Source organism: Terrabacter sp. FW104-15G4B, assembly GCF_058790095.1.
Genome location: NZ_JBYTCI010000008.1, coordinates 153,890 through 168,311 on the forward strand (window position 1 = coordinate 153,890; position 14,422 = coordinate 168,311).

The 14,422-nt window shown below is 71.7% G+C and carries 13 protein-coding genes; 11 read left to right on the forward strand and 2 right to left on the reverse strand.

The features are described from left to right. Window positions 1-11: 11 nt before the first annotated feature. The 10 genes from AC3WRT_RS09115 to AC3WRT_RS09160 all read left to right on the forward strand — a co-directional run bounded on the left by AC3WRT_RS09115 (window position 12) and on the right by AC3WRT_RS09160 (window position 10,673). Entirely contained in the window at window positions 12-173 is a 162-nt protein-coding gene (locus tag AC3WRT_RS09115; RefSeq protein WP_492721154.1) for a hypothetical protein, read from the forward strand. Window positions 174-229: 56 nt separating this feature from the next. Beyond that, on the forward strand, window positions 230-1,795 hold the full coding sequence (locus AC3WRT_RS09120; protein ID WP_492721155.1) for a threonine/serine exporter family protein: 1,566 nt from the start codon (window positions 230-232) through the stop codon (window positions 1,793-1,795). A gap of 49 nt (window positions 1,796-1,844) precedes the next feature. After that, window positions 1,845-2,459: a MaoC family dehydratase gene (locus tag AC3WRT_RS09125; RefSeq protein WP_492721168.1), complete on the forward strand. Its 615-nt coding sequence runs from the start codon at window positions 1,845-1,847 to the stop codon at window positions 2,457-2,459. Window positions 2,460-2,635: 176 nt separating this feature from the next. Further along, the gene (locus AC3WRT_RS09130; RefSeq protein WP_492721156.1) at window positions 2,636-3,589 is read left to right on the forward strand and encodes a type IV toxin-antitoxin system AbiEi family antitoxin domain-containing protein; all 954 of its coding nucleotides are present in this window, start codon (window positions 2,636-2,638) and stop codon (window positions 3,587-3,589) included. 208 nt (window positions 3,590-3,797) lie between these two features. Then, window positions 3,798-4,688, forward strand: a complete 891-nt coding sequence (locus tag AC3WRT_RS09135) for a PHP domain-containing protein (protein ID WP_492721157.1) — start codon at window positions 3,798-3,800, stop codon at window positions 4,686-4,688. Between the two features lie 70 nt (window positions 4,689-4,758). Then, window positions 4,759-5,643: a RecB family exonuclease gene (locus AC3WRT_RS09140; RefSeq protein WP_492721158.1), complete on the forward strand. Its 885-nt coding sequence runs from the start codon at window positions 4,759-4,761 to the stop codon at window positions 5,641-5,643. Between the two features lie 158 nt (window positions 5,644-5,801). Further along, a complete protein-coding gene (locus AC3WRT_RS09145) occupies window positions 5,802-6,698 on the forward strand; it encodes a glucose 1-dehydrogenase (RefSeq protein ID WP_492721159.1) in 897 nt (298 codons plus the stop codon). Then, window positions 6,695-8,593 (forward strand): glycoside hydrolase family 15 protein, encoded by a 1,899-nt coding sequence (locus AC3WRT_RS09150; RefSeq protein WP_492721160.1) that lies wholly within the window; start codon window positions 6,695-6,697, stop codon window positions 8,591-8,593. Before AC3WRT_RS09145 ends, AC3WRT_RS09150 begins: the two co-directional genes overlap by 4 nt. Before the next feature lie 90 nt (window positions 8,594-8,683). Continuing rightward, window positions 8,684-9,517: a ParA family protein gene (locus AC3WRT_RS09155; protein WP_492721161.1), complete on the forward strand. Its 834-nt coding sequence runs from the start codon at window positions 8,684-8,686 to the stop codon at window positions 9,515-9,517. A 109-nt stretch (window positions 9,518-9,626) separates the two neighbouring features. Then, a complete protein-coding gene (locus AC3WRT_RS09160; protein ID WP_492721162.1) occupies window positions 9,627-10,673 on the forward strand; it encodes an NAD(P)-dependent alcohol dehydrogenase in 1,047 nt (348 codons plus the stop codon). A gap of 322 nt (window positions 10,674-10,995) precedes the next feature. Here the strand turns inward: AC3WRT_RS09160 and AC3WRT_RS09165 are convergent, their stop codons facing one another. After that, window positions 10,996-12,816, reverse strand: a complete 1,821-nt coding sequence (locus AC3WRT_RS09165) for a DEAD/DEAH box helicase (RefSeq protein ID WP_492721163.1) — start codon at window positions 12,814-12,816, stop codon at window positions 10,996-10,998. A gap of 237 nt (window positions 12,817-13,053) precedes the next feature. Between AC3WRT_RS09165 and AC3WRT_RS09170 the strand changes: the two genes are divergently transcribed. Further along, complete coding sequence (locus tag AC3WRT_RS09170) at window positions 13,054-13,782, forward strand: ferritin-like fold-containing protein (protein ID WP_492721164.1); 729 nt, start codon at window positions 13,054-13,056, stop codon at window positions 13,780-13,782. A 68-nt stretch (window positions 13,783-13,850) separates the two neighbouring features. On the opposite strand, the gene AC3WRT_RS09175 is transcribed toward AC3WRT_RS09170, so the two are convergent. Then, window positions 13,851-14,114, reverse strand: a complete 264-nt coding sequence (locus AC3WRT_RS09175) for a GlsB/YeaQ/YmgE family stress response membrane protein (protein ID WP_492721165.1) — start codon at window positions 14,112-14,114, stop codon at window positions 13,851-13,853. Window positions 14,115-14,422: the final 308 nt, after the last annotated feature.

Genomic DNA, 14,422 nt, shown 5'->3' on the forward strand with positions numbered 1-14,422 from the left:
AGCGTCTTCTCATGGGACTCTCACCCAGGGTCGGTCGCCGGGCCCTGGTCCTTGGCCGCTGGTACTCCCTCGCGATCCTCTCCCGGAGCCCGAACGGCTTCACCTACGGCAGGGCCACCGTCAACGCCGTCTCGACGCTCGTCTACTCAGCGCTGGACGTGCCGTTGACCTGACCGGAGCGACCCCTCCGCCTGCAACCCCGGAGCACCGGGTGGCATACGGTTCTGGGGTGGCCCGCACCGACAGAACCACCCGGCCGACCACCGCCTACCCGAGCCTTCCGTCGCTCCGGGCGAGCACCCGCAGGGCGATGCGACCGAGCGGGCCGCCGACCGACGAGATCCCGATCTGGACCACACCCGACGGCGTCGACTCCGTCACCGCCCAAGCCGTCATCGACCTGGCCATGCGGGCTGGCGTCGCGATGATCGCGACGGGCGCTGCGGCGGCCGATGTCACGGCGACGGTGCTCACCCTGACCAAGGCGTACGGCCTCAGCTCCGTCCACGTCGACGTGACCTACACGTCGGTGACCGTCTCCTACCACCGCGGACCGAATGCCGACCCGATCACGGTGATGCGCATCGTCCGGTTCCGGGTGCAGGACTACACCCGCCTCGAGCGCCTCCGCGGCCTCATCGTCGAGCTGCGGGAGGAGCCCGTCCCCGTCCACGAGGCCCGGGTGCGCTTCGACGCCGTCATCACGGCGCCGCACCCCTACCGCCGCTGGCTGGTGACCGTCGCGAACGGCGCCCTCGCCGCGGGCGCCGCCGGGCTGGTCGGCGCCGGGCCGGCGATCATCCTGCTCAGCTTCCTCACCGCGACTGTGGTCAGCCGGGTCCTCGGTTGGCTCACCTCCGCCGGGGTGGCCGCCTTCTTCGCCCAGTGCGTGGGCGCTGCCATCCCGACCGCCGTGGCGACCCTCGTCGTCGTGGCGCAGTCCGCGGGGGCCGGCTTCATCGGCGACGTGTCGCCCTCCCTCGTCGTCGCGTCGGGCATCGTGCTCCTGCTGTCGGGGCTCTCGGTGGTCGGGGCCGCCGAGGACGCGCTCGAGGGCTACTACGTCACGGCCGGCGCCCGGGGCTTCGAGGTCATCGTGCTCTCGCTCGGCATCGCCGTGGGCATCTCGGTCGTGCTCTCGCTCGGCAAGCGCCTCGACTACCCCATCGCGATCAGCTCCCAGACCCAGCTCAGTGACGACGTCGTCGTCCAGGTGGTGTGCGCCGTCGTCATCTCGGTCGCCTTCGCGGTGCTGTCCTACTCGAGCGGGAGGGCCGTCGTCGTGGCGGGGGTCGCGGGCGGCCTCGGCTGGCTCGTGCTGGCCGCGGGGGAGCGGTCGCTGCAGCTCGGCGCCGTCACGGCCTCGGCCACCGCGGCGCTGGTCATCGGGTTCACCGCCCGGCTCGTGGCCCGGCGCCTCACCATCTCCGCGCTCGCGGTGACCACCGCCGCGATCGTGCCGCTCCTGCCCGGGCGCCTCGCCTACCAAGGCATCTCGGAGCTCGTGACCAACCCGGACGGCAACGGTTTCGCGGTCGGGGTGCCAACCCTGTTGCAGGCCTTCGGGCTCGGGCTGGGTCTGGCTGCGGGGGTGTCACTCGGCACCTACTTCGCCGGGCTGCTGCTGGCCACGCAGCACGGGGTTCGACCACGGCCCGCCGCTGGAGCGAGCTTGCCGAGCGACCCCGATCTCGACGCGGCCGGCAGCAGCGCCCCCGTCCTCTCCGACACCGGCGAGCCGGCCGGCGCCGGGCGGCCGGGCCAGCCCGACGCGAAGGACGCCTGGCAACCGTGAGCAAGCACACGGCATACGACCATGGGCGTATGCCGTCCGCTCCGGCAGGCTGGGAGCCGCTCGTCCCAGCGGGGCCGGGCCAACACTTCCACGAGGAGCGGCAATGCAGTTCGGGCGCAGCTACGAGGAGTTCGACGTCGGGGCGGTCTACCGGCACTGGCCGGGCAAGACGGTGACGGAGTACGACGACCACCTCTTCTGCCTGCTGACGATGAACCACCACCCGCTGCACCTCGACACGCACTACGCAGCGGGCTCGACGCAGTTCGGGCAGAACGTCGTGGTCGGCAACTACGTCTACTCGCTGCTCCTCGGCATGTCGGTGCCGGACGTGTCGGGCAAGGCCATTGCCAACCTCGAGGTCGAGTCCCTGCGGCACGTGGCGCCGACCTTCCACGGCGACACGATCTACGGCGAGACGACCGTGCTCGACAAGTGGGAGTCGACGTCGAAGGACGACCGGGGGGTGGTGCACGTCGAGACGATCGGCTACAACCAGGACGGCACGGTCGTGTGCGTCTTCCGGCGCAAGGTCATGGTGCCCAAGGAGAACTACCTCGAGGCTCGTGGCGGCGAGCAGCCCGGCCGACCGCAGCCGGTACCCGACCGCAACTGGCCGGGCCCGGCGGATGCGCCGTCGCCCCAGACGCCCGCGCAGCCCTGAGCAGCAGCCCCTCGCAACACACCGAGTAGATAACAACTCACCCCGATCGGATGCCGGTGGGTTGTGACCTACTGGGTGTGTTGCGCCCGTCCACAGCCGATGCGCAGGTGGCCGCTCTGTCCACAGATGCCGCCGCGACGCTGACCGCGCACCCGTGGGCCACGGAGGCTGCTCGCATGGACTCACGACTCGAGGCGCTGGCGGGCTCACAGGGCGGGGTCTTCGCCGCACACGAGGCCATCGCCGCCGGACTGACCAAGGCTTATCTGCATCGGGCCCTTCGTGCGCGCACGCTGGTTCGGGTTCGGCGAGGTGCCTACGTGCGCGCGACCGTGTGGGAGCAGGCGTCCGGTGACGAGCGCTATCGGCTTGCGTGCCTCGCGGTCGCCAGGTCCAGACCGGGTGACGCCCTGAGTCACCACGCCGCCCTCGCGCTGCTCGGACTTCCGCTCTGGGACCACGACGCCGGACGCATCGACCTGGTGACCGACACGGTCCAAGGCGTGCGGCGCGGGGCCGTCTGGCTTCACCCCGATGACGGCGTCGCCCTGGCACCTGTCGGGGACGTCTTCTGCGTCTCGCCCGCGCGGGCCCTCGTGCGAACGGCACTGACGATGGGTCAGGACTGCGCCGTGGTTGCGGGAGACGCGGCGCTGCACCGGAACGTGGTCACCATGGCCGAGCTGCTGATCGAGGTGGCGGCCACATCGCCGCACCAAGGGCGCGGCCGGGCCTTGGAGGCTGTGCTGCTCATGGACGGCAGGAGCGAGTCCGTGGGGGAGTCCCGAACCCGTCTCGCACTGCGACGCCTGGGCTTCGAGCCCGACAGCCAAGTGGTGCTCCGTGACGCGGACGGCCGTTTCGTAGCGCGGGTCGACCTGGTTGTGGATGGCGTGGTCATCGAGTTCGACGGGCTGGTGAAGTACTCGCGGCAACGAGACGCCGAGGAGGGCGCGCCCGGACCCGAAGAGGCGGTCTGGCTCGAGAAGCGGCGTGAGGACGCCATTCGGCGGCTGGGGCATCCTGTCGAGCGGGTCATCTGGCACGAGCTCGACCGACCCGGGCTCCTCGGCGCGCGGGTCCGCTCTGCCCGGGCGCTGGTTGCTGCCACAGCGCGACGCCCCGCCTGACCCCGCGCCATCCCGCAACACACCGTGCAGGTCACAACTCACCGTGGTCCGATACCGGTGCGTTGTGACGTGCACGGTGTGTTGCGGGGAATGCCGCTGCGACGCTCGACGCTCGACGCTCGACGCCCGGCGCCCGGCCCCGACCCGGGCGCGCGGGGCCGTGTGGCGGTGCCCGGATGTCCGGCGTGCTCGCCCGTACTCTGGGGGCGTGACACCGACCGCGAGCGCAGGCGCGGCGCGCAGGCGCCCGGTCATCGACCTGCACACCCACAGCTCGGTCAGCGACGGCACCCAGACGCCAACGGAACTCGTGACCGAGGCAGCCGCGGCCGGCGTCGACGTCATGGCGATCACCGACCACGACACGGTCGCCGGATGGGACGAGGCGGCCGCCGCGGCCCGCGAGCTCGGCGTGACGCTCGTGCGAGGCATCGAGATCTCGTGCGCATGGCGCCACACGTCGATCCACCTGCTCGGCTACCTCCCCTCCGCCGACGACGGCCCCCTCCTTTCGGAGTTGGCACGGGCCCGTGAGTCACGGTCGACGAGGCTCGAGCGGATGGTCGCGCGCATGGCGGCGGACGGCATACCGCTCGGCTACGACGAGGTGCTGGCGCAGGTGGGGCCCGGCGCCACGCCGGGGCGACCCCACATCGCCGACGCGCTCATCGCCAACGGCACGATCGCGCACCGCGACGAGGCCTTCAGGGCGTGGCTCGGCGACGACTCGCCGTACTACGTCGGTCACTACGCGCCCGACCCGGTCCGGGCCGTCGAGCTGGTCCGGGCGGCGGGCGGCGTGCCCGTCATCGCGCACCCGTTCACCCGCACCCGCTCGGGGGAGCTCGACGACGCGCTCGTGGAGACGATGCGTGAGGCGGGGCTCGTGGGGCTCGAGGTGTACCACCGCGACCACGGCCCAGAGGAGGTCGCCCGCGCGACGGTGCTCGCCGAGCGGCTGGGGTTGCTGCTGACCGGCTCGAGCGACTACCACGGCGAGGGCAAGCGCAACCGCCTCGCCGAGAACACCACCGCGCCAGAGGTGCTGGACGCCATCGAGGCCGCCTCGAGCGGGGCCACGGAGGTGCTGCGCCCCTGAGCTCGGGCAGGGCGGCCGCCGCTGTGCATGGCGCTGACCGCATGTCGGACGAGGGCCGTAGGGTGTCGGCGTGACGACGGGACCCGTGGAGCAGACGACCTTCGCCGGCATGCCCACGCCGCTCTACTCGGGCTCGCCGTCGCGGCTGCTCGCCTGGCTCGACTGCCCGCGGCGCTACCGGATGCAGTACCTCGACCGTCCGCGCCCGCAGGCCCGTCCGCAGCGGGCGCACACGTCGGTCGGCATCGCGACGCACAACGTGCTTCGTGACTTCTGGGACCTGCCGGCCGGCGACCGCACGCCGGCGGGCGTGGCCGAGCTCGTCCGCTCGTCGTGGATCGACGTCGGCTTCCGCGACCCGGAGCAGTCCGCCTCGTGGCGGTTGCGGGTCCGCGACGCCGTCACCGACTACCTGCGGCGCAGCGACCGGGACAACCAGCCCGTCGGCATCGAGCGCAGCGTCTCCCTCAAGACCGGGGCGGTCGCCCTGACGGGCCGGGTCGACCGTCTCGACGACCGCGACGGCGAGCTCGTCGTCGTCGACTACAAGACGGGCAGGCAGGTGTCCACCGACGACGACGCGCGCACGTCGCTGCCGCTCGCCTTGTATGCCTTCGCGGCGTCCCGGATGTTCCGCCGCCCCTGTCTGCGGGTTGAGCTGCACCACGTGCCGTCGGGCACGGTCGCCTCCCACGTGCACACCGACGAGTCCCTCGCGCGCAAGGTCGCCGAGGCCGAGTCGATCGCCTCCGACCTCCGACGCGCCGATGCCGAGTTCAAGGAGCTCGGCGTCGAGTCCACCCGCTTCGCGCCCCGCACCTCGTCGCTCTGCTCGTGGTGCGACTTCCGGGCCCACTGTCCCGAGGGCCAGCAGATGGGTCCCGAGAAGTCCGACTGGGCCGGCCTCGAGCCCGCCGGTTACGGCGCCGCACCTCGGGAGCGCGACGAGGCCTGACCTCGAAGGCGTGGGGGAGCGCGCTGTCCGAGATGGATGGCGCCGGGGCGTTTGCCGATGTGGTGTGCGGGGCATGGCGAGAGGGAGCCGGGCAGACACCCTCCGGCCCCTACCACGAGCTGCGGCCGCTTCGGCGAGGCGGCCACCGAGGACCCCACATGAGCAGAGACCAGTACACCCTGACCGACCCCACCAAGCTCTACTCCGACATCGACACCGAGGAGCAGTCGCAGCCCGGTGCCGGCCTCGACGCCAAGATGCGGGACCAGCCCGACCTGGGCGCGGACACCTACCGCGGGACGGGCCGCCTCGAGGGCCGCAAGGCGCTGGTCACCGGCGGCGACTCCGGCATCGGCGCCGCCACCGCGATCGCCTTCGCCCGTGAGGGTGCCGACGTCGCACTGTCCTACCTCCCCGAGGAGGAGGAGGACGCGAAGGCGGTTCTGGGGCTCATCGAGGATGCCGGCCGCAAGGCGGTCGCACTCCCCGGAGACCTCACCGACAAGCAGTACTGCACCGACCTCGTCGCCCAGGCCGTCGAGCAGCTCGGCGGGCTCGACATCCTCGTCAACAACGGCGGCAAGCAGCAGACCTGCGACAGCATCGAGGAGCTGACGGACGAGCAGTTCGACGAGACGTTCAAGACGAACGTGTACGCGATGTTCTGGGTCACCAAGGCGGCGGTGGCGCACCTCGAGCCCGGCTCGACGATCATCAACACCAGCTCGATCCAGGCCTACCAGCCGTCCAAGACGCTCCTCGACTACGCGTCGACGAAGGCGTCGATCAACACCTTCTCCAAGGCGCTCGCCCAGCAGCTGGCTCCCAAGGGCATCCGCGTCAACGTCGTGGCGCCCGGCCCCGTCTGGACACCGCTGCAGACGGCCGGCGGCCAGCCACCTGAGGACCTGCCACGGTTCGGCACGTCGACGCCACTCGGCCGTCCCGGGCAGCCCGCGGAACTGGCGCCCGCGTTCGTCTTCCTCGCCTCGCCAGAGTCGAGCTACGTCACCGGCGCAACGATCCACGTCAACGGCGGGACGCCCGTCCTGTGACCGATGCGCGTCCGGACGGCCGTATGCCGGGTGCCCCCGCTGGTGCCCGGCATCCGGTGGCTCGGGTGGCGTGCGACGAGATCGTCTGGCGCGCAGCAGAACCCGTGGAGACGAAGGTCTCCGAACGCGACGCCGACGGGTACGCCGACCTGCGCACCTACGCGACGATCGGGGACGGCCGGACCATCGCGCTCGTCGCCCGCGACGGGCGCATCGACTGGCTGCCGATCCCGGCCCTCGACTGCCCCGCACCCTTCTCGGCCATCGTCGACCCGGAGCACGGCGGCGAGCTGTCCCTCGCCCCGGACGAGCCCTTCACCGTCAGCCGCCGCTACGTCCCGAGGACCAATGTGCTGGAGACGACATTCACGACGGCCACAGGCAGGGCCGTCGTCACCGACTCGCTCAACACCGGGGTCGCCGGGCGCCTGCCGTGGACGGAGCTGGCCCGCCGGGTCGACGGCGTGACCGGCACGGTGCGCCTGCGCGGTGTCATCGCCCCGGGGACCTGTCTGGGCAGCGTGTCGCCCTGGGTGGGCGACACGGTGCATGGCCAGGTGCTCCGGGTCGGCAGCCTCACGATGGCGGCTCGCACCCTCAACTCCGAGGAGTGCGAGATCGACGACCGTGGCCTCACAGCCACCTTCACGACCTCGAGCGGGTCGCGTCACCTGCTCGGCCTCGTCGCCACCCTGGGTGAGCCCGTCTTCGTGCCTCGGCCTCAGGACATGGACAAGGCGATCGACCGCACCATCGTCGCGTGGCAGCGGTGGTCCGACGCCTTCGAGTGGGACGGGCCGTGGCAGGAGGCCGTGATCCGGAGCACGATGCTGCTCAAGCAGCTCATCTTCGCGCCGTCCGGCGCCGTCGCGGCTGCCGCCACCACCTCGCTGCCCGAGTCGCTCGGCGGCGGCGCGAACTGGGACTACCGCTTCACGTGGGTGCGCGACACGGCATACAGCCTCACGGCGCTCTTCCGTTTCGGGGAGCGCGAGGAGACGCACGCGGCGATCAGCTGGCTGCTCGGGACGATCCGACGGCACGGCCTCGACCCGTCGGTCTTCTACCCGCTCGACGGGTCCCCGCCCGACTCCACCGTCAGCTCGCACGACGTCCCGGGGTGGCGCGGCGTGGGGCCCGTCGTCACCGGAAACCGCGCCGGCGACCAGCTGCAGCTCGGCGTCTACGGCGACGTGTTCAGCATCGTCGCGCTCTACGTCGACAACGGGAACATCCTCGACGAGGCGACCGGCCGCCTGCTGGCCGAGATCGCCGACGTCGCCGCGGACGCCTGGCGCCGCCCCGACAGCGGCATGTGGGAGCTCCCCGAGCTGCGCCACTACACGACCTCGAAACTCGGCTGCTGGGGGGCGCTCACCCAGGCCGCACATCTCGCGGACCTCGGGCGGGTGCCCGGGAGCGCCGAGCGCTGGCGCACCGAGGCCGACCGGATCCGGGAGTGGGTCGACGAGCACGCCTGGGACGACGAGCAAGGCGCCTACACGTGGTACCCCGGGACGTCCCAGCTCGACGCGTCGATCCTGCTGCATGCCATCAGTGGCTTCGACCGCGGCGAGCGCATGTCGTCGACCCTCGACGCCCTGAGGCGCGAGCTCGGCGACGGCCCGCACCTGCACCGCTTCAGCGGGGCGCAGGGCGTCGAGGGGGCGTTCGTCGCCTGCTCGTACTGGATGGTCTCGGCGCTGGCGCTCGTCGGCCGTGACGCCGAGGCGCGCGCCCTCATGGAAGAGCTGCAGGCGACGCCCAACGACGTCGGCGTGCTCGCCGAGATGATCGACCCCCCGACGGGGGCCTTCCTGGGCAACCTCCCACAGGCCCTGAGCCACCTCGCCTTCGTCAACGCCGCCATCACCGTGCACACCGGGACCCGCTGACCGCCCCGCTGACCACTTCAGGGGACACGCCGTCGGGGTGGTCAGCACGCCCTCGGTCCGGGGACGCGACCGACCTGACACACTGGCCGCATGGCGCCCCGCACCCGCAAGAGCGACCGGTCCACCGCCCCCAGTGGCAGCGCAGGAGGTCCCACGCACGACGGCGGCCCCACGACGATCGCGCTGGCGAACCAGAAGGGCGGCGTCGCCAAGACGACCTCGGTCGCGAGCCTCGGAGCCGCGCTCGCCGAGCTCGGGCAGCGCGTCCTGCTCGTCGACCTCGACCCACAGGCCTGCCTGACCTTCTCCCTCGGCGTCGACCCCGACACCGTCGAGCGCTCGATCCACGACGTGCTCACCGGCTCGGCCGAGCTCGGTGACGTCATGATCACCTGCGAGGAGGGCGTCGACCTCGTGCCCTCGGCCATCGACCTCGCCGGTGCCGAAGCCATGCTCCTGCCGCGACCCGGCCGCGAGTACGTCCTGCGCTCGGCCCTCGAAGGCGCCGACACGGCATACGACGTCGTGCTGCTCGACTGTTCGCCGAGCCTCGGGGTGCTGACCCTCAACGCGCTCACCGCGGCCGACGCGCTCATCATCCCGATGCCCTGCGAGATGCTGAGCCACCGCGGCGTGGGGCAGCTGCTCGACACCGTTGCCGACGTCCAGACGATCCTCAACCGCGACCTCGAGGTGTGGGGCATCCTGCCGACGCTCTTCGACGGGCGCAGCAACCACGCCCGCGAGGTGCTCGCGGACGTGGGGGAGCGCTACGACCTGCCCGTCCTCGAGCCGCCGATCCCCAAGACGGTGCGATTCGCCGAGGCACCCGCGGTCGGCCGCTCGATCCTCTCGACGGCCCGCAGCTCCAAGGGCGCGCAGGCCTACCGCGACGTCGGGGCCTCCCTGCTCGCGAGGCTGTGAACCGGCCCCGAACGCCTCCGTGAGGTCGGTGATCGTGCGCGGGAATGAACCGTGGTGGCGCTGCGCTGCACCCGAGAGCGTCGCCAACCCCACCACGAAGGAGACCCTGTTGATTTCCACGCCCGCACTGGTTGCACCGAGCGCCGGAGCCGCCTTCGAGAGCCGCACCGTCGAGCACCGCGACCTGCGTGACGACGACGTCCTCATCGACATCAAGTTCGCCGGCATCTGCCACAGCGACATCCACCAGGTCCGCGAGGAGTGGGGCAGCGCGCACTTCCCCATGGTCCCCGGGCACGAGATCGCCGGTGTCGTCTCGGCCGTCGGTGACGGCGTCACGAAGCACAAGGTCGGCGACAGCGTCGGCGTCGGCTGCATGGTCGACTCGTGCGGTGAGTGCGAGTTCTGCAAGAACGGCGAGGAGCAGTTCTGCGCCAAGGGCGCCGTCATGACCTACAACGGCAAGGGCTACGACGGCGAGTCCACCAAGGGCGGCTACGCCCAGCAGGTCGTCGTCTCGGAGCGTTTCGCCGTCGCCATCCCCGACGGCATCGAGCTCGACGTCGCGGCCCCGCTGCTCTGCGCCGGCATCACGGTGTGGTCGCCGCTGAAGCGCTGGGGCGCCGGTCCCGGCAAGAAGGTCGCCGTCATCGGTCTGGGCGGTCTCGGCCACATGGCCGTCAAGCTCGCCGCCGCCCTGGGCGCCGAGGTCAGCGTGCTGAGCCGCACCGACGCCAAGAAGGACGACGGCGAGGCCCTGGGCGCGACGAACTTCTACGCGACCGGTGACGAGGGCGTGCTCAAGGGCCTCAAAGGCACGTTCGACCTCATCATCAACACCGTGAGCGCGGACCTGCCCATGCAGACCTACATCGGCCTGCTGCGTCCCCTCGGCGTCATCGCGAACGTCGGACTCCCCACGGGCAACTACGACTTCGCGCCGGGTGCTGTCGTCGGCGGCAGCCGCGTCGTCGCCGGCTCGAACATCGGCGGCATCCCCGCGACGGCCGAGATGCTGGCCTTCTGCGCCGAGCACGGCATCGGCGCGACGGTCGAGAAGATCTCCGCCGACGAGGTCGACGCGGCCTACGACCGCGTGGTCGCCGGCGACGTGCGCTACCGCTTCGTCATCGACACCGCCACGATCAGCGCCTGACCGTCTGGCCACCGTCCGACGAGGGCGTATGCGTTCGGCCGGGTCCTACGGGGCCCGGCCGTCGCGCGTTCCGCGGGGGAGCTGTGCCCACTCGACGGGGAGCGTTGACGCGCCCCTCGGCCGACGGGGCGCAGTGGCGACGAAGAAAGAGGGGCTGCCTCTCGATGACGGCGCGCAGTCGGCCGTCGAGGGACAGCGCACCTTCCCGTGACCCACGCTCCGATTCGGTTCAGGACGGCCCGGATGAACAAGGCCCGGGTGGGTCAGCGCCGGCCGGCGCTGACCCACCCGGGCCTGTCACGTGCTCAGGGCGAGGCGGGAGTCACTCCGCCGCAGAGGTGGCTGTGGCGGTCTCGCCGCGACCGGCGCCGCCGCGGCCTGCACCACCACGCCGACGACGCCGCGGCGTACGCGAACCGCCCTCGCCGCTCTCAGACCCGCGGTCCGGCCCACCGTCGGCGCGAGACGAGGCCTCGTCGCCGCCGGTCTCGGCGGCGGCACCAGCGGCCGCAGCCCCGGCACCACGCGTACGACGGCGGTTGCGGCTGCGCGGCGGGCGGCTCTCGCCGCCCTCCGCCGAGGCTGCCTCGCCGGACTCGGCCGTGTCGGACGAGCCGGCGTCTCCACGGCCGCGGTCGGAGCGCGAGCGCCCGCGGTCTCCACCCCGGTCGCCCCGGTCGGCGCGGTCGCCGCGGCCTGAGCCGGCGCCGGCCTTGCCGTGACGCTTGCCCGTCTCGCCGAGGTCTTCGATCTCCTCGGCGCCGAGACCCGCGAGCTTCTGCTGCGAGCGGCGCAGCCGGCCCTTGGCGTCGGTGGGGATGTTGAGGTCGCTGTACAGGTGCTCGGAGCTCGAGTACGTCTCCTGCGGCTCCGGGATGCCCAGGTCGAGGGTTTTGTTGATCAGGGCCCAGCGGTGCAGGTCGTCCCAGTCGACGAAGGTCACCGCGACGCCGGTGTTGCCCGCGCGGGCCGTGCGACCGATGCGGTGCAGGTAGGTCTTCTCGTCCTCGGGGCACTGGTAGTTGATGACGTGGGTGACGTTCTCGACGTCGATGCCGCGGGCGGCGACGTCGGTGGCCACGAGGATGTCGACCTTGCCGTTGCGGAAGGCGCGCAGCGCCTGCTCGCGGGCGCCCTGGCCCAGGTCGCCGTGGATCGCCGCGGCCGCGAAGCCACGCTCGACCAGCTCGTCGGCGACCTTGGCGGCGGTGCGCTTGGTACGGCTGAAGATGATGGTCAGGCCGCGGTCGGTCGCCTGGAGCATGCGCGAGAGCATCTCGACCTTGTCCATGGCGTGTGCGCGGTAGACGAACTGCTCGACGGCCTTGACCGTGTGGGCGTTCTCGGTCTCGTCGCCCATGGCGCGGATGTGCGTCGGCTGGGACATGTACCGGCGCGCGAGGGCCACGATCGCGCCGGGCATCGTCGCGGAGAAGAGCATCGTCTGGCGGGAGGCCGGCGTGAGGGCCATGAGCGTCTCGACATCGGGCAGGAAGCCGAGGTCGAGCATCTCGTCGGCCTCGTCCAGCACGACCGTGCGGGCCTGCGACAGGTCGAGGTGGCCCTGCTTGGCCAGGTCGATGAGACGTCCCGGCGTGCCGACGACGACCTCGACGCCCTTCTTCAAGGCATCGATCTGGGGCTCGTAGGCCCGGCCGCCGTAGACGGTGAGCACGCGGACGCCGCGCTTGCGGCCGGCCCGCTCGAGGTCGCTCGCGACCTGGACGGCGAGCTCGCGCGTGGGGGCCACGGCGAGGGCCTGCGGCTTGCCGGGGCGGGCCAGCGACTCGAAGCCGTCGTCGCCGGGCACGACGACCCGGTTCAGGATCGGCACGCCGAAGCCGAGGGTCTTGCCGGTGCCGGTCTTGGCCTGGCCGATGATGTCGTGCCCGGCGAGCGCAACGGGAAGGGTCATCGCCTGGATGGGGAAGGGGTGGATGATCCCGTGGTCCGCCAGCGAGGCGACGATCTCGGGGTGGACGTCGAAGTCGGCGAAGGTGAGCTCGGGGACGACCGGCTCGGCCACCGGGGTCTGCTCTGCCTGGGTCTCGGGGGCCGTGTCCGCGACCGTCTCGGCGACGGTGGGCTCGGGCGCGTCCGTGGCGACCCCCGCGTCGGCGGGGATCTCGTGGGGCTGGGTCATGGGTATCTCTCGATCGGCACGAGCACCCCGGCGGAGCGGGAGCTCAGTGGCGCGTGACGGGCCGATCGGAGACTGTCATGGACGGCGGGTGGCTCTCGCAGTGCGGGCTCCACCGGTGCGCGGAGAGTCCGCGAGCACCATCTGGGCAAACCATCGGGCCGACCGGGCACCGAGTTGTCAGCCCCAGTCTACCGGCAAGGGGGCGAAAGCCCCGAACTCCGTCACTAGATTGGTCGCATGAGTGACGACGTGATGCCCCAGGACGCCGGCGCGCAGGCGGAGGAGCGGGGCGAGGAAGGCCCGGAGGAGCCCGGCTACCTGGCGGCCGTCACCGACCTGCTCGGCGCCCTCGCGTACGGCGAGCTGCGCGCCTTCAGCCAGCTGGCCAAGGACGCCGAGCTCGCGCCGACCCTGCGCCACAAGTCGGCGCTCGCCGTCCTCGCCGCGCACGAGCTGAAGAACTACACAGTGCTCACCGAGCGGCTGAAGTCCCTCGGGGTCGAGCCGGAGACGGCGATGCAGCCCTTCGTGCCGGCCGTCGACGGCTTCCACGAGCGCACGGCACCGTCGGACTTCCTCGAGGGCCTGGTCAAGGCCTACGTCGGTGAGGGGATCGCGCAGGACTTCTACCGCGAGATCTCCCGCTACGTCGACGAGGACACCCGCTCGCTCGTCGTCAGCGTCCTGGAGGACACGGGGCAGGCCGACTTCGCCGTCACCGTCGTGCGCGAGGCCATCGCGGCCGAGCCTCGTCTCGCCGGCCGCCTGGCGCTGTGGGCTCGTCGCCTGGTCGGCGAGGCCATCACGCAGGCGCAGCGCGTCGGCGTGGAGCGGGACGCGCTCGCCAGCATCCTCGTCGGGGCCCCGGGACGTGCGGGTGCCGACCTCGCGGAGCTCGGCCGGATGTTCGCGCGCCTGACCGACGAGCACTCGCGCCGCATGGAGCGCCTCGGCCTGTCGGCCTGAGGTCGGAGGTGTCCCGACATGCCGAAGGGCCCGACCTGTGCGGTCGGGCCCTTCGGTGAGCGAGGCGGTCAGACCGACTTGTGGCTCATGCGGCCGTACACGACGATCAGGATCGCCGCGACGATCGCACCGAGGATCAGTGGGATCCACGCGATGCCCGAGTTGTTGGAGTAGCCCAGCTGGCGGACGATGAACGTGACGACGACGTTGGCGACGATGCCGATGAGGATCGTCATCACGAGCGAGATGTTCTGCTTGCCGGGGAGGATGAGGCGGCCGAGGGCGCCGATGATGGCACCCACGATGATGGCCCCGATAATTGTTCCGATCATGTGACGCTCCTTCTGGCCGCGGGTCGCGGCCGCTTGGTCCGCGAGGGATGCGGACAACATCTGCGACGAGACCAATGTCTCACCGGGTGGGGCTGGAGTGGTGGATGTGGTGCTGGTCATTTCCACCGGGATACGCCCGTTGGGGGACGAAGGTGACGAGACGACCCGCGCGGGGCCTGCTCGCCGACAGGGTCAGCGCGTCTGGCGGTTGCCGGTGACCATGCCGTAGCCGACGATGAGGGCGGCTGCGACGACGACGCCGATGAGGCCGGAGATCCAGTCGATCCCCTTGGTGTCGCTGACACCGG

Coding starts and splice junctions, on each gene's coding strand:
- AC3WRT_RS09115 (WP_492721154.1), top strand. CDS start 12: ATGGGACTCTCACCCAGGGTCGGTCGCCGGGCCCTGGTCCTTGGCCGC.
- AC3WRT_RS09130 (WP_492721156.1), top strand. CDS start 2,636: ATGGACTCACGACTCGAGGCGCTGGCGGGCTCACAGGGCGGGGTCTTC.
- AC3WRT_RS09145 (WP_492721159.1), top strand. CDS start 5,802: ATGAGCAGAGACCAGTACACCCTGACCGACCCCACCAAGCTCTACTCC.
- AC3WRT_RS09155 (WP_492721161.1), top strand. CDS start 8,684: ATGGCGCCCCGCACCCGCAAGAGCGACCGGTCCACCGCCCCCAGTGGC.
- AC3WRT_RS09165 (WP_492721163.1), bottom strand. CDS start 12,816: ATGACCCAGCCCCACGAGATCCCCGCCGACGCGGGGGTCGCCACGGAC.
- AC3WRT_RS09170 (WP_492721164.1), top strand. CDS start 13,054: ATGAGTGACGACGTGATGCCCCAGGACGCCGGCGCGCAGGCGGAGGAG.
- AC3WRT_RS09175 (WP_492721165.1), bottom strand. CDS start 14,114: ATGATCGGAACAATTATCGGGGCCATCATCGTGGGTGCCATCATCGGC.